15 protein-coding genes are annotated in these 18034 nt (G+C 34.0%); 10 read left to right on the top strand and 5 right to left on the bottom strand.

The features are described from left to right. The first annotated feature begins 22 nt into the window (after positions 1 to 22). The 5 genes from pepB to GQR59_RS12255 all read left to right on the top strand — a co-directional run bounded on the left by pepB (position 23) and on the right by GQR59_RS12255 (position 7053). Complete coding sequence (gene pepB / locus GQR59_RS12275; RefSeq protein ID WP_160063132.1) at positions 23 to 1318, top strand: aminopeptidase PepB; 1296 nt, start codon at positions 23 to 25, stop codon at positions 1316 to 1318. A 290-nt stretch (positions 1319 to 1608) separates the two neighbouring features. Continuing rightward, positions 1609 to 2037, top strand: a complete 429-nt coding sequence (locus tag GQR59_RS12270; RefSeq protein ID WP_160063130.1) for a hypothetical protein — start codon at positions 1609 to 1611, stop codon at positions 2035 to 2037. 605 nt (positions 2038 to 2642) lie between these two features. After that, complete coding sequence (gene ydiJ / locus GQR59_RS12265) at positions 2643 to 5687, top strand: D-2-hydroxyglutarate dehydrogenase YdiJ (protein WP_160063128.1); 3045 nt, start codon at positions 2643 to 2645, stop codon at positions 5685 to 5687. A gap of 8 nt (positions 5688 to 5695) precedes the next feature. Further along, positions 5696 to 6160, top strand: coding sequence for a hotdog fold thioesterase (locus tag GQR59_RS12260; RefSeq protein WP_236546755.1), 465 nt, complete (start codon positions 5696 to 5698; stop codon positions 6158 to 6160). Positions 6161 to 6213: 53 nt separating this feature from the next. Further along, positions 6214 to 7053 carry a CvfB family protein gene (locus GQR59_RS12255; RefSeq protein WP_160063126.1) on the top strand — a complete coding sequence of 280 codons (840 nt, stop codon included), beginning with the start codon at positions 6214 to 6216 and terminating at the stop codon, positions 7051 to 7053. 336 nt (positions 7054 to 7389) lie between these two features. On the opposite strand, the gene GQR59_RS12250 is transcribed toward GQR59_RS12255, so the two are convergent. Beyond that, positions 7390 to 7539, bottom strand: a complete 150-nt coding sequence (locus GQR59_RS12250; protein ID WP_160063124.1) for a hypothetical protein — start codon at positions 7537 to 7539, stop codon at positions 7390 to 7392. Between the two features lie 51 nt (positions 7540 to 7590). Then, positions 7591 to 8211: a LysE family translocator gene (locus GQR59_RS12245; RefSeq protein ID WP_160063122.1), complete on the bottom strand. Its 621-nt coding sequence runs from the start codon at positions 8209 to 8211 to the stop codon at positions 7591 to 7593. Between the two features lie 369 nt (positions 8212 to 8580). Here GQR59_RS12245 and GQR59_RS12240 point away from each other — a divergent pair, with 369 nt between their 5' ends. Further along, the gene (locus GQR59_RS12240) at positions 8581 to 9219 is read left to right on the top strand and encodes a GNAT family N-acetyltransferase (RefSeq protein WP_160063120.1); all 639 of its coding nucleotides are present in this window, start codon (positions 8581 to 8583) and stop codon (positions 9217 to 9219) included. Positions 9220 to 9582: 363 nt separating this feature from the next. On the opposite strand, the gene GQR59_RS12235 is transcribed toward GQR59_RS12240, so the two are convergent. Further along, positions 9583 to 11031, bottom strand: a complete 1449-nt coding sequence (locus GQR59_RS12235; RefSeq protein WP_160063118.1) for a beta-barrel assembly-enhancing protease — start codon at positions 11029 to 11031, stop codon at positions 9583 to 9585. Positions 11032 to 11352: 321 nt separating this feature from the next. Between GQR59_RS12235 and GQR59_RS12230 the strand changes: the two genes are divergently transcribed. From GQR59_RS12230 to GQR59_RS12215, 4 genes are all read left to right on the top strand, one after another. Continuing rightward, positions 11353 to 11562, top strand: a complete 210-nt coding sequence (locus GQR59_RS12230) for a sulfurtransferase TusA family protein (RefSeq protein ID WP_160063116.1) — start codon at positions 11353 to 11355, stop codon at positions 11560 to 11562. 117 nt (positions 11563 to 11679) lie between these two features. Continuing rightward, complete coding sequence (locus tag GQR59_RS12225) at positions 11680 to 12762, top strand: AI-2E family transporter (protein ID WP_160063114.1); 1083 nt, start codon at positions 11680 to 11682, stop codon at positions 12760 to 12762. Positions 12763 to 12891: 129 nt separating this feature from the next. Continuing rightward, positions 12892 to 13356 (top strand): thioredoxin-dependent thiol peroxidase, encoded by a 465-nt coding sequence (gene bcp, locus GQR59_RS12220; RefSeq protein WP_201288101.1) that lies wholly within the window; start codon positions 12892 to 12894, stop codon positions 13354 to 13356. 373 nt (positions 13357 to 13729) lie between these two features. Further along, positions 13730 to 15616 (top strand): methyl-accepting chemotaxis protein, encoded by a 1887-nt coding sequence (locus tag GQR59_RS12215; protein ID WP_160063112.1) that lies wholly within the window; start codon positions 13730 to 13732, stop codon positions 15614 to 15616. 395 nt (positions 15617 to 16011) lie between these two features. Here the strand turns inward: GQR59_RS12215 and uspE are convergent, their stop codons facing one another. Together uspE and GQR59_RS12205 are read right to left on the bottom strand one after the other, a co-directional pair. Then, complete coding sequence (gene uspE, locus GQR59_RS12210) at positions 16012 to 16950, bottom strand: universal stress protein UspE (protein ID WP_160063110.1); 939 nt, start codon at positions 16948 to 16950, stop codon at positions 16012 to 16014. A gap of 245 nt (positions 16951 to 17195) precedes the next feature. After that, positions 17196 to 17939, bottom strand: a complete 744-nt coding sequence (locus GQR59_RS12205; RefSeq protein ID WP_160063108.1) for an FNR family transcription factor — start codon at positions 17937 to 17939, stop codon at positions 17196 to 17198. Between the last annotated feature and the right edge of the window lie 95 nt (positions 17940 to 18034).

Here is an 18034-nt window from a genome sequence, read left to right as displayed (position 1 = left end):
TTTATACCCATTAAGGAATGTTATGAACCAACCATTTTTAGTAAATTTATCAGATCAAAAAGCTAACCCAGTTTGGGGAAATGACGCTTTATTATCTTTTGACCAACAACAAGCTACTATTCATATCAATTATAGAGACGATGTTTTATCTCAAGTACAAAGTGCGGCTCGTAAATTAGACAACATGTCTTTGCCTAAAATGAAGTTAGTTGGAGAACAATGGAATTCAGATTTATGTTGGGCATTTTGCCAAGGTTTCTATAATGCTAAAACAGGTGCTGATATTGAATTCCCTGAATTAGACGAAGAGGCCATTGATGCACTTAAAACAAAGAAGCTTATTAGTGAATGGGTAAGAGAGACGATTAACTTAGGCCCTGCAATAGTTACACCTGAAGTATTATGTGAAAAAGCATGTTTATTATTAGAACAAGTGTGTGCAGATAAAGTCCCATTAAAATATAAACTTATTTTTGGTGAGCAACTTAATGTAGATGGTTATGTGGGAATTTATGAAGTTGGTAAAGGCAGTGTGAATATGCCATGTATGTTGCAACTTGATTATAATCCAAGTGGTGATGAAGACGCTCCCGTTGATTTTGCTTTAGTAGGTAAAGGTATTACGTTTGACTCTGGTGGTTATAGTTTAAAACCAAGCCCTTCTATGGCGGCAATGAAAAGTGATATGGGTGGTGCGGCAACGGTTACTGGCGCATTAGCATTGGCTGCTGCAACTGGATTGCAAAAGCGTGTTAAGTTATATCTTTGTTGTGCTGAAAACATGATTAGTGGTAAAGCATTCAAACTAGGTGATGTCATTAATTATAAAAATGGTGTTAGTGTTGAAGTATTGAATACCGATGCTGAAGGGCGCTTAGTGCTTGCAGATGGTTTAATTGCAGCACAAGAAGATGGTGCGAAACAAATTATTGATGCTGCTACCTTAACTGGTGCAGCTAAAGCAGCGGTTGGCCGTGATTATAATTGTATTTTAAGTATGGATGATGAGTTTACCGATTCTGCTTTAGAAGCGGCAAAAGAAGTAAATGAAAAACTTTGGCGTTTACCATTAGAGTCTTTTCACTTACAACAAATTGGATCTGCATTTGCAGATATTGCTAATATCCACAGCGGTGGTGAAAGCATGGCTGGTGCATCTACGGCTGCAGCGTTTTTAGCTAAATTTATGAAAACGCCAGAACAAAACTGGATACATTTTGATTTGTCTGGAAGTTATCAACTTGCTGCAAATAGCAAGTGGGCTGTTGGCGGTAAGGGGCATGGCATAGAAACTATTAGTAGTTTATTACTTAAGTAAGCAATTAAAAGCAGTCTTTAACTGTTAATAAACCAAACACTTAATAACCATAAAAAAGTCAATATTAGCAATGCGATATTGGCTTTTTTTATGGCTATAAATTTTTTCATAATACTCTCTAGCCGTAAAATTTTAGTGATGATTAACTAGGATATTTAGAGGTGTTATATTGATTAATATTTTGACATATTCAAAAGCGTGAAATTAATATTTAAATTACGTATAATCTATATTTTTGTACTGGCACTCGATGCCTAAATACATATTTTATACGAGTTGAGAAAATAGCGATGGTTGTTAAAGCATTAATCTTCATGTTCAGTTTTTTATTGTTAAGTGGTTGTTCAACGAATTCTATCGGCCCTATTGAAGCTGGAGAAGATAGTTACCTTATTAGTAAAGAGCAAACTGTTTTTTCAGATAAAGAAGATAAGCTATTAGCTTCTATTCTTTCTCAAGCGAATGAATATTGCTTAGAGAAAAATCGTTTTATGGAAGTAAAACATCTCAACGAATATACTGGCTTCTTTGGTAATGATACTAAAACTACGTTAGTTTTTGCATGCTTAAGTCAAAAAGAAAAAGAATATGAGCAACTTGCTCCTGTTGTCATTGTATCGCCTCCAACACCTGCAGTTGAACTACCTAAACCTGTCGCTCCAGTGGTTGTGAAAGAGCCTGAATTTCCACCAAGTAAGTTGACTAATTACGCTTTTTGATAAATCACGATTGTTGAGGTTTAAAGGCAACTTGATAAGTAATAACTGCATTTAAACCTAACATTGGATGGTTATACCAATCATATTAATTAGCTGACCTATTTTACTTGTTAAAATAACTTATTGATTCGTTGTAAGTGTCGTAAAGAGAGAAACCATTAAAGCATTGATATCTTTTGGTTAACCTTGGAAAGGCCTCAACTTATACCTTAAACTAAAACATTTTCCTGCGTACAACTTAGAAAGCTTATTTAATGTAATTGATATAACTATAATAATGGCTCAATCTATTTCTACTGATCATTTTCTTTATTTATACTGTGCTTTGTCCATGATTCTTTCTTTTAATATTAATCCTACCTAATGTTGCCTTTACCTAATAAAGCATTAACTTAGAGGTTAGTATTTAAATTTAATCTCCTTTAACGTTCAGTAATTAAAAATAAACTTTAAACTTAATGATAATTACTATCTTAAATAATGTTTAAATATTCGCTTTCACAGTGATCATTTATGTTCTAAATCCTTATTTTATTGTTAATTATGCTATCATCTTCGTCTATTTTATCTTCAAAATACCATTACTGAATTAGAGCGCTCTACACATGATCCCAAACTTAAACCACCAAGAGAATATCAAGCAGGATACTTTTGCGTTTATCAAAGCATTAAGCGAAAGTGATTATGCAGGTGAAATAGCTAAAAGTTATGCAAGCCGTTTAGCCGTTGCAACCGATAACAGTGTTTATCAATGTTTACCACAAGCGGTTATTTACCCTAAATCGACAGAAGATATTATTGTCATTTGTCAGCTTGCTCAATTACCTGAATTTATCGATATTCGTTTTTCCCCTCGTGGTGGCGGTACGGGCACTAATGGTCAATCTTTGACCAATGATATTGTGCTAGATTTATCGAAACACATGAACAATATTCTTGAAATTAATGCGGCGGAAGGTTGGGTTCGTGTTCAAACAGGTGTTGTTAAAGATCAATTAAACGATTATTTAAAACCACATGGTTTATTCTTCTCTCCTGATTTATCCACAAGTAACCGTGCAACTATTGGTGGCATGATCAGTAATGATGCATCAGGGCAAGGTTCATTACTTTACGGTAAAACAAGTGACCATGTTCTTGCGTTAACCTCGGTATTAATTGACGGTAGCTTGTTAGAAACTAAACGTCTATTGCCAGTTGATTTGATTGAACAAGTTGAACGAGACGATGCTATTGGTGCTATCTATCGTCAAGTCATTGATACCTGTGAAACTCAACAGCAAAATATTGAAGATACTTTTCCTAAATTAAATCGCTTCTTAACCGGTTATGACCTAAAACATGTTTATGATCCAGAATCTGGGATTGTTGATTTAACGCGTATTTTGTGTGGCGCTGAAGGCTCGTTAGCCTTTATTACTGAAGCTACGTTACACGTTCAAAAAATTCCAACTTATCGTACTTTGTTCAATATCAAATATGATAGTTTTCAATCAGCTTTACAAAATGCCCCTTTTTTAGTTGAAGCGAATGCATTATCTGTTGAGACAGTCGATTCCACAGTATTAAACCTAGCGAAGCAAGATATCGTTTGGCATAGCGTAAAAGATTTAATTAGCGATGTACCTGGGCAAGTACTAGACGGCATTAACATCGTTGAATTTGCAGAAGCTGATGAAACGATCCAACAACAAAAAATCGATGCATTGATTATTATGCTAGATGGGTTGATCAGTCATAAACAAGCAGGTGTGATCGGCTATCAAATTTGTAGTGATTTAAGCGACATTAACAAAATTTACGGTATGCGCAAAAAAGCAGTCGGTTTATTAGGTAAAGCCGATAGCCGTGCAAAACCGATCGCTTTTGCTGAAGATACCTGTGTTCCGCCTGAAAATTTAGCGCAATATATTATTGAATTCCGTCAATTGTTGGATGATAAAGGTTTGCATTACGGCATGTTTGGTCATGTCGATGCCGGTGTTTTACATGTACGTCCTGCATTAGATCTATGTGACCCAGAACAAGAAAAACTGATGCGTGAAGTATCAGACAAAGTCGTTGCCTTAACGGCTAAGTATAAAGGTTTGATGTGGGGCGAGCATGGCAAAGGTTTCCGTAGTGAATATGGCCCTGATTTTTTCGGTGATGTTTTATTCAATGAATTAAGAAAAATTAAAGCTGCGTTTGATCCAAAAAACCGAGTTAACCCAGGAAAAATTTGTACACCAATTGATTCAACGGATCAGTTAGTGAGTGTTGATGCAGTTAAGCGCGGCACCTTTGATCGACAAATTCCGATAAAAATACGAGAAAGTTACAAACAGGCCGTTGATTGTAATGGTAACGGTTTGTGCTTTAACTATGATACTAAATCACCAATGTGTCCGTCTGTTAAAGTCACTCGGGATCGTGTTCATTCACCAAAAGGTCGTGCTGGCTTAATGCGTGAATGGTTACGTCAATTAGCGAATAACGATATTGATGTTCTACAATTAGAAAGTGATTTGTACGCAGGCAAAAATGCGAGTATTTTTACTAAATTCAAAAATACGTTAGCTAAACGCAATGGCGAATATGACTTTTCACATGAAGTGATGGAAGCAATGCAAGGCTGCTTAGCGTGTAAAGCTTGTAGCAGTCAATGTCCTGTGCAAGTTGATGTGCCTACGTTTAGATCTCGCTTCATTCATTTATACCATGACCGTTATTTACGCCCTGTGAAAGATTATTTTGTTGCTTATGTTGAACAATACGCTCCAATAATGGGAACAATGCCACGCTTTTTTAACTTCTTTACTGGGTTGAAAGTGACGTCTGTTTTGACTGAAAAAATAGTCGGTATGGTGGATATTCCGCAACTTTCATCTCCAACACTAAAATCAGCATTGAAAGATAATGATATTACAGAGTTTGATTTAGAAAGATTACAAGCATTAACGGCTGAGCAACGTGAACAGTATGTATTGATCGTGCAAGACCCATTCACTACTTATTACGATGCAGACGTAGTACGTGACTTGATATTAGCGATTAAAAAATTAGGTTATAAGCCTGTTGTTTTACCATTCAAACCTAATGGTAAGCCACAGCATATTAAAGGCTTTTTAAGTAAATTTGCTAAAACGGCTAATGATTCAGCTGAGTTTTTGAATCAAATGGCTGCGTTAGATATTGCCATGGTTGGGACAGATCCTGCGATGGTATTATGTTATCGTGACGAATATAAGCTAGCGTTAGGTGAAAAACGTGGTCAGTTTAATGTTCAACTATTTCAAGAATGGTTAAAACCGCGATTATCAGGCGAACCTAAAAAATCTGAAAATGCAGACTTTTTCTTGTTAGGCCACTGTACTGAAAAAACGGCTGAGCCTACCTCGGCAAATGACTGGTCATCTATCTTCAAACATTTTGGTGGCTCATTATCAGAGGTCGCAGTGGGATGTTGTGGTATGGCTGGAACCTATGGTCATGATGCAGGTAAACTTAACGAGTCAAAAGCGATTTATAGTTTGAGTTGGGAAGCTGAAATAGCAAAACGTGATAGAGCACAATGTGTTGCAACGGGATACTCTTGTCGTAGCCAGGTAAAACGTATTGAGGGTGAAACACTTAAGCATCCAGTACAAGCATTACTGAGTTTATTATAAGACGCTGAATGAAAGTAGAGGCCAACAGAATAGTAGAGGGTGCAATGAGTATTTGGAAAAAAAGCACAGAAATAAGTCGCTTAAATACAATAAGTGAAAATACTATTATTGAACTGTTAGGCATCGAATACACTAAGGTCGGTGATAATTTTATCCAAGGTACTATGCCTGTGGATAATAGGACGCATCAACCTCATGGATTATTACATGGTGGCGCATCAGTTGTTTTAGCTGAAACGCTCGGTAGCGTTGCTGCAAATTTAGCGGTAGCAGACGATAAAGTCTGCGTCGGGTTGGAAGTGAACGCTAACCATATTAGAAGTATTAAGAAAGGCATAGTAACGGGAACCGCAACCGCAGTGCATATTGGTTATAGTACGCAAATTTGGCAGATAGAAATTTGTAATGAGCGTCAGCAATTAGTGTGTACTTCAAGGTTAACTGTTGCCGTTATCGATAAGCCTAAACAATAAAAACTAAACACTAAAATCTTCATATGATGAGGGTTATTTAAAAAGAGAGAATTATGATTAAAGTAGGCACTTATAACGAACTTAACATCGTTAAAGAAGTGGATTTTGGACTCTATTTAGATGGAGGACAAAATTTTGGAGAGGTATTATTACCAAAGCGTTATGTTACTGATGAAATGAATATTGGTGACAGTATTACAGTATTTTTATATTTCGACTCTGAAGACCGTTTAATTGCAACGACACAAAAAGCAAAAGCGATTGCTGGTGAGTTTACTTCGTTAAAAGTAATCGATACTAACCGGGCAGGTGCCTTTTTAGATTGGGGATTACCAAAAGATTTATTGGTACCATTTAACCAACAAAAAGTAGCAATGAAAACTGGCTTTGGTTATGTCGTTTATGTATATCAAGATGATATTAGTGAGCGTTTACTTGCTTCATCTAAATTAGATCGGTTTTTAGATAAAGTACCTGCTGAATATAAAGTCGGTGAAAAAGTTGATTTACTCATTGCAGACCGTACTGATATTGGTTTTAAAGCGATTATTAACCATAAACACTGGGGCGTTATTTTTGAAAATGATGTCTTTGGTGACCTTGGTATTGGTAAAAAGTGTAAAGGTTATATTAGACGTATTCGTGAAGATGGAAAAATTGATTTAAGCTTAACACAAACAGGTTATGCGAAAATGGATGGTTTATCTGACCGTATATTATTAACGCTTAGACAACATGATGGATTTTTACCATTATCAGATAAAAGTAGCCCAGATCAAATTGCTAAAATTTTGAAAATGAGTAAAGGCAACTTTAAAAAAGCCATTGGTCAATTATATAAGAATGGCGATATCGTGATTGCAGATAATGGCATTACGATCACTAATAAGTAATAAAACTGAATAATGACTATTTTGATTAAAAGCGCTTCGGCGCTTTTTTGTTATCTGGTCATAGAGCTTTCATATTCACTTTCATTAACGTTTATACCGATTACATTAAATATGTTATCTAAATTTTGCGCTGGAAAAACAGTTCAATTCAAGGCGTAAATTGAGCCTTTCGAAGATTAACTTCGTTAATCGTCTATCGGAGAATTAACCAAAAGATGTTAATTCTTTAATGGCTGTTCCCTTTATGAAATTTACAACGAGGAAGTGGGCTGTTTTAACAAGTAAAATAGATAAGCTATTTATTGTGATTGGTATTACTTAATGTGAATAATAACGCTAGTCTGCATTGGCTAATTTAAGAATAAACAGATCATTCACATAGAACCGATCTGCACTACTGCTTTCCCACCATTGCTGCCATGGTTCTGGAATATTCAAATTGTTTTTTAAAGTATTTGAGACAAGTGGTTTGGTAATACTTTCCATTGAAACTTGCCCGCCACAAGGCGTACGCTTTTTATCATTTGAGGCGTCAATTTAGCTGACTACTAACCATACAGCGACTAACATCATCATTGAGCCTGCAATTCGATTTAACAACTTAACACTGCTTTGTTGTTGTAATAGATGTCGCAATGTTTTGCCACCCGTTGCATAAATAAGCATACAGGTTAGCTCAAAACATAAGATAACAGCGATTAACTGTGTTGCTTGTGGTAATAACGCGTTATCGGCATTAATAAAAGGAGGTAGTAGTGAAATCATAAATGCCCAGCCTTTAGGGTTAGCAATGGCCGTAATAAAGCCTTGGCTAATTAATGCGGTACGCTTGACTGAATCTTGATTTATAGGTGTGGCAGGGATGGCCATTTTTCCACGAGAGCGCCACATTTGTATACCAAGGTATAATAAATATGCACCACCTGCATATTTTAAGAATAAAAATAGATTAGGTCGAGCGAGCAATAAAGTCGCGACACCAATCAGGGCTGATAAAGCGACTAAGCCAACACCGACTAATTCTCCAAGCATCATCCATAAACTACGTCGAATACCAATCGTCATACCTAACGTCATTGCTAAGGTCATGCACATTCCTGGTGTAATTGACACGGCGAAAAAAGTGGGAATAAACAGCAATAATAGGTTGTGCTCCATAAGACTCTCATGTGAATTATATTTGGGATGTTATAAATCATTATAATGATAAATAGATGATTAAATACAAATTTCTTTGTCTGATTATCTTTATGAATTAAGGAATATTCTATTCTTGATTCTAAAAATGTCATTGCTATGAAGTACTATAATTTTAACTTTTTATTATTCACCATAAATTTGAAAGTAATATTTTTGAACTTAATTTTAATTATTTACATGAAAAATTTATAATTTCTCAAACTACTTTGATTTCAATCTCATTATCTATTTAATTTGCGCTTATTATGCGAGTCTAAATGGCGTAAAGTGTGCTACCCACTTTTATGGGGTGATGACAGTTGTATTTTATTTATCGGAGCGAGTTATATGGTTGAGTTAAACTCAATAAATTGGGTTGAATGGTTTGGTTATTGTGCATCTTTAGTGGTGCTGATCTCATTAACAATGAGTTCAATTATTAAATTACGCCTAATTAATTTTATTGGTTGTTTATTGTTTGCTGCTTTTGCTTATTTTATCAATTCATGGCCTACCATGATTATGAATCTTGGCATTGCTGTTATTAATGTCTATTTCTTATATAAGATTTATGCAACAAAAGAAGAGTTTAAAATCGTTTCTACTTCAATTGACTCAGAGTATCTTCGACATTTTATTGGTAACAATGAGGTAGAAATAACAAAGCAAGTTTCAGTACAACAGTTGTACCAAGCTAATCGTGTTTTTTATATGTTGCGTAATGACAGTATTGCTGGATTATTAGTTGGTGATTTAAATGAGGACGGTTGTTTTGAAATCTATTTAGATTATGTTGTGCCTAAATATCGTGATTATAAATTAGGTACTTACTACTTTAAAACTAATCAACATTTTTTACAGAAAAGAGGTGTTAAAGTTTTAAAAGCTGTTGCGAACCATTATATGCATCGTAATTACTTAATTAAAATGGGATTTATTGCTGATAATAGTAAAGAATTACATTTCTTAAAAAGATTACAAGCTTAATATCATACGTGCCTATTTTTTAAATAAACGTTTTCGGATTAGTGAGTTTATTCGCTCGCTAATTCGATTATATTTTTAGTAAAATCACAACAGATTAACGCATGATATAATTACACTCATTAACATCTTTTTGTTAATTCTCAGAGAGACGATTAACTAAGTTAATCTTCGAAACACCTCAATTTACGCCTTAAACTAAGTCATTTTCTTCCGTAAAATTTAGCACATTTATTTAATATAATTGGTATTACTGTTATGGTTTTTAATTTCATATGTTTTTATAAAACAATGAATTTAACCAAATTTTTTTATAATATTATTTAAAGATTATATGTGTTATTTAATAAATTTATTAAAAATTAATTATTCATCTTGTAAGGCTTTTAAACGAATATCATCGCGTTTAAACTCTTCAATTTTGGCACTATAGCGTGCTTGATCTAGCTTTTTTTCTGTATAAGCTAAGGCACTGCTCATTTTTTCAGATGCTTCTTTAAATCGTCCTAGTAATGCTAAATATTCAGCTCTCATTGCAAATTCTTTGGCTTTTTCATGCATCCTTTTATATAGATCGATTGCTAATAAGTACCCTAAGATATGATCAGGGTGAGATCGCAAAAAGTATTCTATTTTCTTATCTGCTAATGCATATTGTTTGTCTTGTTTAAGTGCTACGACTAAATTTAACAAAATGACTTCATTACTAGGAAAACGATGTTCATAAGAGGTTAGTGAATCAATCGCTTGTTGCACATGTTTGGTTGCTAATGAAATATCAGCTGCTAAGTCAATAAAAAAGAGGTTATTAGGATCATCGTTAATTAATTGGTTATTAATCTTTTCAGCTTGTTCAAACTTCTCATTTTTAAAGTAAGCCAATGCTAAACCATATTCAGCTGCTTCTTTGAATTGATATTTATGATTTTGCAGCTGACTTTGATATTGGTTAATCAGTGTCGGCGCTGTTAAACGATGAAACCTGACTGTGATGCGCGCTTTGCTAAGGTGATAATCTAAACTATTTTTTATATGCGTTTTTTTCAATCTGCTAGCACGTAAACGTGCTTCTGAAAGGCGAGCTTCAGGCAAGGGATGAGTTGATAGCATTTGTGGCGGTAGACTAGCATATTTGTACTTTTCAGCTAATTTACCGAAAAAATCAGCCATTCCATAAGGGTCAAAGCCAGCGTTTGCCAATGTTTGAATACCAATGCGATCTGCTTCATATTCATGTGAACGAGTATAGTTAATTTGGCTTTGAATATTGACGGCTATCGTTGTTGATAATGCTGCTAATCCAGCTGCTGGTGAAACCAGTGCTAATAATATTGAACCAGCTAAACCTGCTATTGAAGTTGGATTATTAAGCGCTTGTTGTTCTAACATTCGAGCTAAATGACGTTGTGTAATGTGTGCTACTTCATGTGCAATAACACTTGCCAACTCACTTTCTGTTTCAGCGTACAAAAATAACCCTGTGTTAATCTTTACATTTCCCCCTAAGAAAGCAGCTGCATTAATATCTTCATCTTCTACTAAGAAAAATTTAAAAGGTAATTTTACAGAGTCTGAATGACTGACGATATCTTGCCCAAGTTCAGATATATAATGATTTAACACTGGATCCCGAATAATAGGCAAAGCTTGATTAGCTATCATATTAAATGCCCAGCCATATTGCTTTTCTTTTTCAATGGTCAATGCGCCAGCGCCTACTGTACCAATTTCTGGTAAGTCATTATTAGCAAAGCTAACCGGAGATAAGCTAGATAAGCATAAATATGCCGTAGCGAGTTTTAATTTGTAACGCATATTACTAACTCCAAGTGAATGATTAGCTTAAGATTATCTAAATTAGGTAATTAAGGTAATCTAACTTACGTAAAAAGTGTTACGTAAACAAGGTTAAATAGATCACAACTATACAGTTAAAGGTTATGTTGTTTTAGAACATAAATAAGTCTTAATGTTAACCCTGTTGGTGAACGGTATCTTAGAATGAGCATAACATTTTCAATTCGCTATTTGTTATGGATTACAATTGTTTTATTACGTAATGATGGACTATTCAAATGAATGAAATGCTATAATTCATTCATTTATCACATATTTAAGTGCAATAAGATAATATCTATGCAAAGTTTAGATTTACGCCAAGTACGTTGTCCATTAGCATTAGTTTTACTGAAGCAGCAATTACTCACTTTAGATACAAATGCAAGTATCGAGGTGTTATTTTCTAACCAAGTCGCAATACAGGATATTCGACGATATTTGGATAAAAAAAACTATTGCTATCACTGCAATCAAAATACATTATTGATTAAGTTAGATAATAAATAATGCGACGTATTATCAGTATAAAAAGCGCTTTAGCTACCTAAAGTAAATTGTTGTTTATAAGTGTATTTTCTGGCCTATAGAACGACCTCTGTGCACCAATAGAAGGAATAATCTTCAATGTTTATGCAACTATTTCAATGGTATAAGACACGTTTTTCAGACCCTAATTTAAGTGTTTTGTTCCTGCTTTTGTTATTTTCTTTTATTGTCATCTATCTTTTTGGCAATATTTTAGCTCCTTTATTTGTTGCTATAGTATTAGCTTATTTATTAGATTGGCCTGTCACGTATTTAATGCGTTTTAAAATAAATAGAACGTTTGCAACTTTAATTGTTATGTTGTTATTTATATCTATTTCTATTTTTGCTTTCTTAGGTGTCTTGCCAACCATTTTTAAGCAAGCAACATCTTTTATTCGTGATTTGCCAACCATGTTAAATCAAGGGCAAGCATATATTTTAACTTTACCTGCTCATTATCCCGATGCTATTGATCCAGTTACTATTACACACATCATTGGTACTATAAAAAGCTATTTAGTTGATAGTGGCGGTTTTTTATTATCACAATCTTTTGCCTCTATATTAAATATTGCTGCGTTACTCGTTTACGCGGTGTTAGTCCCATTAATGATGGTTTTTATGCTTAAAGATAAAAATCAATTAATTGCTAGTATGGCTCGTTTCTTACCTCAAAATCGTAAATTAGCGGCCCAAGTTTGGTCAGAAATGAACGGTCAAATAATGAATTATATTCGAGGTAAAATAACTGAAATCTTAATTGTTGGCGTCGCGACCTACTTTACTTTCTTTTTCATGGATTTACGTTATTCAGCTTTACTTGCTGTATTAGTTGGTTTGTCTGTATTGATACCTTATATCGGAGCTGCTGCAGTGACGGTTCCTGTAGCGGTTGTTGCCTTATTTCAATGGGGTATTTCTCCTGAGTTTGCTTACTTGATGATAGCTTACGGTATCATTCAAACGCTTGATGGTAATTTAATTGTACCTATATTGTTTTCTGAAGCCGTTAATTTACATCCAGTGGTTATTATAATCTCAGTCTTAATCTTTGGTGGTTTATGGGGGTTTTGGGGAGTGTTTTTTGCGATCCCTTTAGCAACTCTTGTTAAAGCTGTTTTAAATGCATGGCCAGCAGTTCAAGTTGATTCTGATGATATAGAACTTATTGAAAAGTAATTTGTACTCTTGAAATTAGCAGTAAATGAATTAAAGTTTCAGCCGTTAATACCATCAGCTATTAAGTAAAAGTTGAGCTTGAAATAAGTAAAAAATCACTTTAAATATGAAATAATAGGAATAAATATTATGTTAGAAATCGGTAGCTTAGCACCAAACTTCACATTACCAGACGAAAATAATTCAAGTGTTACGTTAAGTGATTATCTTGGTAAAAAAGTATTAGTTTATTTTTATCCAAGAGCTTCTACACCTGGTTGCACTACGCAAGCCTGTGCTTTAAGAGATAGCAAAGATGAATTAACGGCATTAAATGTTGTTGTGTTGGGTATTAGTCCAGATACTCCTAAGAAGTTGACTAATTTTATCAACAAACAAAATCTTAACTTTACCTTACTAGGCGATGAAGACCATAGTACGTGTGAAAGCTATGGTGTTTGGCAATTAAAGAAATTTATGGGCAAAGAAAATATGGGCGTAGTGAGGACTTCTTTCTTAATTGATGAACATGGTAAGTTAGAGCATATCTTCAATAAATTTAAAACTAAAGACCATCATGAAGTAGTGCTTAACTATTTAAAATCAGAAGGTTAAATTAAAGCCTGAATAATATAAATATAGCTACAACCATGCACTGGTTGAAGGTTAACGTGCCGATGTTGTAGCTAATTTACTTCGAATATTAATATTGTTTAATAAAAGTATTGAAAATATTTATTCACTATAAAATATGATGAAAAACTTATTTATCTAAGTTAATAAGTTTGTCTAACCGCTGTAGGATTAGCAGTTATTTTCTCATTAGTTATTAATATAACTTCAACATAATTAATCATAATTGCCATTATTTTTTGCCACATCATTATGAAATTTAAAATTGTATATAAAACATTGATAGAAAGAGATGAATAACACTTTAAATATAACACCTCTCCAATAAACACAGTTCATTTTAGGCAGAATAAACATGACTGCAAAAACAAAAATATTATTATTATTCGGGTTACTTTTCACATCAAGCATACTGTTAGTCTCAGGTGTTGGTTTTAGTAATTTTAAAACAGCATCAACAGAAAATAAGACTGTAAAGTTAGATAACCAAGCCTTTTTAATATCTAAAGCCCTTGAGCAGAAAATAGAACGTTATTTTGATGTGCTAAATGTCATGGCTGACGATATTGAAATCGATGAAACTGGCTTATTAAATATAAATAAAACGATCCAATCGTTACATATAATCGCAAATAATTTAGGTGTTCTTGACGCCTATATTACGACTAAGGATGCACGTAGTTACACGCACCAAAATGATGGTCTAGAGGTTGGTTTTAATGCCAAAGAAAAAAAACGTGAATGGTACATACGCGCATTTGATGGTGAAGATAAAATAATTACAAATCCTTATGTAAGTAGTTATGGTAATAAAGTTACTACATTCGCGGTACCCATTAAGCGTAATGGAAAAGTGTTAGGTGTGCTTGCCTTAAATATTGGCATTAATCAAATTACTGGATTTATTCAAGAGCTTGCACCTGAAAATAACATTTTTGTAAGTCGTCAAGATGGTTATCTACTTGCAGCGAAAGAAGCAGGATTAATTGGTAAAAATATATATGATGAGCGTCCTTCTTATAGGGAGTTTAAAAACAAAAGCATCAGCAATCATGATTACTATTTAGAAGATATAGAGTATACCGTTTCAGGAGTTGCTATCGATTCGTTAAATTGGACAGTCTGGGGCTGGAGCAGTTGGGATGATATTAACGAAGCATCAAGTGAAAATTTACAAGTTAGTTTATGGATCACATTAATATTTATTATTACCTCGCTGTACTTCACTTATCTTATAATAATGAAAGTGATGTATCGTCCTATTGGTGGAGAGCCGGCTGAAATCGAAGCGATTGTAAAAAGAATTGCACAAGGAGAATTACATTCTGTTGCGCCTCTTACAGGTGGTGAAACTGGTATTTATAGCGCAATTCACACCATGGTGGGTAATTTAAAAGATATTATTAAAAATATTAATACATCGACAAGCCAATTAAACATTTCATCAGCGCAAATGTCAGAGTCAGCTTCCAAAGTGAAAAATAGCTCAGGGGCGCAAATAAAAGAGTTAGAGCTAACTTCTACAGCATTGAATAAAATGGTTGCAACAGTTAGTGAAGTTGCACGTAATGCGTTATATACATCAACGGTGGTGAACGGAGCAGATGAACAAACGACTAAAGGTATTCATGTTGTAAATGATATGAATGCCAGTATTTCAACATTAGTAGAAGGTGTTACTAATGTACAGCAAGTGATATGTACCTTAGAGGAGCAGGCTGAGAATATTGGCTGCATTATTGACTTGATTATTGATGTTTCAGAGAAAACAAATTTATTGGCATCAAATAGCATTATTGAAGCAGCTGAAGTTGTAGGAGGGAGGCAAGACTCTGCTATTTTGACTGGTGAAGCAAAAGAGCTTGCCAATAAAACCAAAGACATCTCTGTTAAAATTCACTCTATGCTTAGTCGTCTACAAAATGAATCAACAAACGCAATAGCGTTGATACAAATTAATCTAGATAATGCAAAATTGACGGCGATAAAATCGAGAGATGTAAATAATATTTTAGAAGAGGTACGTCGCTCTATTTCAATTATTCAAGATATGAATGATCAAGTAGCAACATCAGCCGAACAACAAGCAATAGTTGTTGGCGAAGTAAACCAATGTATTACTGGTATCAATAATATAGCCAAGACCGCTTTTGATAGTGCTGGGAGTAACACTAAAAGAGCCACTGAATTATTAAATATTGCCGCTGCTTTAAATAAATCTATTGAGGTATTTAAGCTGTAAGATTTTTAAATGCCTAGGGCTCCAAATAAACTAGCTTTGTTACATTAATTTAATGAGTATAAAAAATTCTAATTACTTATTTAATTATTTATTTAATTACATAATTGGAATGTTGGCTTCTAGTGCGTTTTTATCAATTCTACGTGTATTTTATTGCAGTTAAATATTTATACTCATTCGATTAAAGCACTGAATTTATTTTTTGGCTTAGAAAGTTCACTTCTACGTTGTGGAATTCATTAAGTAACTATACAAAAGAACAATACAAAACAACACAAAAATACAAAATAACAATATAACAAAACCACAACTCCATTTACGTTTTAAATTGAGTTGTGGTTTTGAGTAAAGTTTAATTCATCCACCTAATGGTATTGGTTGCTTGAAACTGTTAATTACTCTAGTTTTATTGGACTGACAAAACCAGCTGGTTTTAAGGCGAGTAAATCACTATCAAGTTTATCAATCACTTGTTCTGCCGTGTGGCCTAATAGTGTTAAGCCTATGCCTGAACGTCCTACGGTACCTAAAATAACTAATTCTGCTTTAATTTCCTGTGCCACATCACTAATAACATCTTCAGGTAAACCTTGATGTAAGTGAATATTTTGTGTTTCTATATGGTATTTATTGGCATAATCATTTAAGGTTTTGTGATGGAATTTTTTTAAGCCATCTTCATAATGAATAGGATCAAATTCAGGTAGTTCCATCATAATATTCATTGGTGGGCTAGGGTAAGCGTTTACTACGTGCACATTTGATTTCACCATCTCTGCAATATCGTTGGCTTCCGCTAAAATAGATTCATTTAAGTTATGATGGTCAGGATCTTCAATACTTTTACAGTCAACTGCACATAAGATATTACCATTCTCAGGCCAAGATTTTACTTTGACTAATAATAATGGAATAGGGCACTTACGGAGTAGATTCCAGTCTGTCGGTGTAAATAAAATAGCACTAAGACGCGGATGAGGATGTGTTGATTTTATTAATAAATCATATCCTTCTTTTAGTATTAATTGAATAGCAGCTTGAAAAGGACGATTATGCCAATGCACCTGACAAGTTATTATACGTCCTTGCTCTCTATAAGGCGCAGCAAGTGTGTCTAGCCATTCTGTATTATCTCGAATGACTAATGACTGCATTGCTTGACGTTCTTCCATCGAACTTAAAGAGGTCATTTCGTAGGTCAGATCGTAACAAGATAAGAATAAAGTAATTTTAGTATTTTTATCTTTTTCGGCTATTTCAATAGCACGTTGTAGAGCCGGTTGTTCTTCTTGTGTTGGATCTATATAAACTAAAATATTACGGTATTTAAGCATGTTAACCTCCAATTTTTAATCAGATATATAATGCCAGTCACACTAATTAACTGATCTATAAGGGCTCAGCTTATACCTGAAACTAAGCCATTTTTTCTGCGCAAAATTTAGAACACTTATTTAATGTAATTGGTTTAACTATAACTTAGATCAAATAAGGATAAACATATAGGGGTATCTACCAGAAAATGAAAATATTTTTATTTTCTGGTAAGTTTTATTGTGACAAGCGAGGGAATTGATTTTTAAGCAAGTGAGCCAGCTAATTCAGATAATTGTGCATCATCTAATACTGTGATGTATTTGCCTTTAACTGCGATCATTCCACTTTTTTGGAAACGACCTAATAAACGGCTAATTGTTTCAACAGTAAGACCTAAATAGTTGCCAATATCTCCACGAGTCATTGATAATCTGAATTCTCTTGGAGAGAACCCACGAGCAGCAAAACGAACAGATAAGTTGTGAATGAATGAAGCGAGTCTTTCTTCTGCATTCTTTTTCGATAGAAGTAAAATCATATTTTGATCACCGACAATTTCACTGCTCATTAGACGTAAAATTTGCTGTCTTAACTTAGGCATCGTCGTCGATAATTCATCTAAAGTATCATATGGAATTTCACAAATCATTGCAGTTTCAAGTGCTTGAGCAAAACTTGGATGTGTACCTGTACTAATACCATCAAAACCAACTAAATCACCAGCAAGATGGAAAGCAGTGATCTGTTCATCCCCTTGCTCTGTGATAGTATAAGATTTTAAAGTGCCTGAACGAATTGCATATAAACACTTCATGTTATCGCCAGCTTTGAAAATCTCACTGCCTTTTTGCACTGGTTTTTTACGTTCGATAATAGTGTCTAAACGATTTAATTCAGTCTCGTTAAGAGAGTAAGGTATGCATAGTTGACTAATGCTGCAATCTTGACAGTGAATTGCATTAGCGCCTGTTTGTGCTCGACTTGAATTGCTTTTATCCATATTCATCTCTTAAATAATATTGATTTGTGTTAATACTAACACCTTATAAAGTTCCTTTGAAATTGTTAATCACAAAGTTGCCTATCTAGGGCAGTATTTTA

The sequence above is a fragment of the Psychromonas sp. L1A2 genome (assembly GCF_009828855.1).
Classification (GTDB): Bacteria; Pseudomonadota; Gammaproteobacteria; order Enterobacterales; family Psychromonadaceae; genus Psychromonas.
Note: the sequence above shows the minus strand (reverse complement) of the source record. Positions and strands in the feature narration are given on the sequence as shown.

Excerpts from the sequence above, each read along its gene's own strand:
- GQR59_RS12250 (WP_160063124.1), bottom strand. The coding sequence starts at position 7,539 with ATGGAAAGTATTACCAAACCACTTGTCTCAAATACTTTAAAAAACAAT.
- GQR59_RS12255 (WP_160063126.1), top strand. The coding sequence starts at position 6,214 with ATGATTAAAGTAGGCACTTATAACGAACTTAACATCGTTAAAGAAGTG.
- GQR59_RS12245 (WP_160063122.1), bottom strand. The coding sequence starts at position 8,211 with ATGGAGCACAACCTATTATTGCTGTTTATTCCCACTTTTTTCGCCGTG.
- GQR59_RS12270 (WP_160063130.1), top strand. The coding sequence starts at position 1,609 with ATGGTTGTTAAAGCATTAATCTTCATGTTCAGTTTTTTATTGTTAAGT.
- GQR59_RS12260 (WP_236546755.1), top strand. The coding sequence starts at position 5,696 with ATGAAAGTAGAGGCCAACAGAATAGTAGAGGGTGCAATGAGTATTTGG.
- GQR59_RS12235 (WP_160063118.1), bottom strand. The coding sequence starts at position 11,031 with ATGCGTTACAAATTAAAACTCGCTACGGCATATTTATGCTTATCTAGC.
- uspE (WP_160063110.1), bottom strand. The coding sequence starts at position 16,950 with ATGCTTAAATACCGTAATATTTTAGTTTATATAGATCCAACACAAGAA.
- GQR59_RS12205 (WP_160063108.1), bottom strand. The coding sequence starts at position 17,939 with ATGAATATGGATAAAAGCAATTCAAGTCGAGCACAAACAGGCGCTAAT.
- GQR59_RS12225 (WP_160063114.1), top strand. The coding sequence starts at position 11,680 with ATGTTTATGCAACTATTTCAATGGTATAAGACACGTTTTTCAGACCCT.
- GQR59_RS12215 (WP_160063112.1), top strand. The coding sequence starts at position 13,730 with ATGACTGCAAAAACAAAAATATTATTATTATTCGGGTTACTTTTCACA.
- ydiJ (WP_160063128.1), top strand. The coding sequence starts at position 2,643 with ATGATCCCAAACTTAAACCACCAAGAGAATATCAAGCAGGATACTTTT.
- GQR59_RS12230 (WP_160063116.1), top strand. The coding sequence starts at position 11,353 with ATGCAAAGTTTAGATTTACGCCAAGTACGTTGTCCATTAGCATTAGTT.
- GQR59_RS12240 (WP_160063120.1), top strand. The coding sequence starts at position 8,581 with ATGGTTGAGTTAAACTCAATAAATTGGGTTGAATGGTTTGGTTATTGT.
- bcp (WP_201288101.1), top strand. The coding sequence starts at position 12,892 with ATGTTAGAAATCGGTAGCTTAGCACCAAACTTCACATTACCAGACGAA.
- pepB (WP_160063132.1), top strand. The coding sequence starts at position 23 with ATGAACCAACCATTTTTAGTAAATTTATCAGATCAAAAAGCTAACCCA.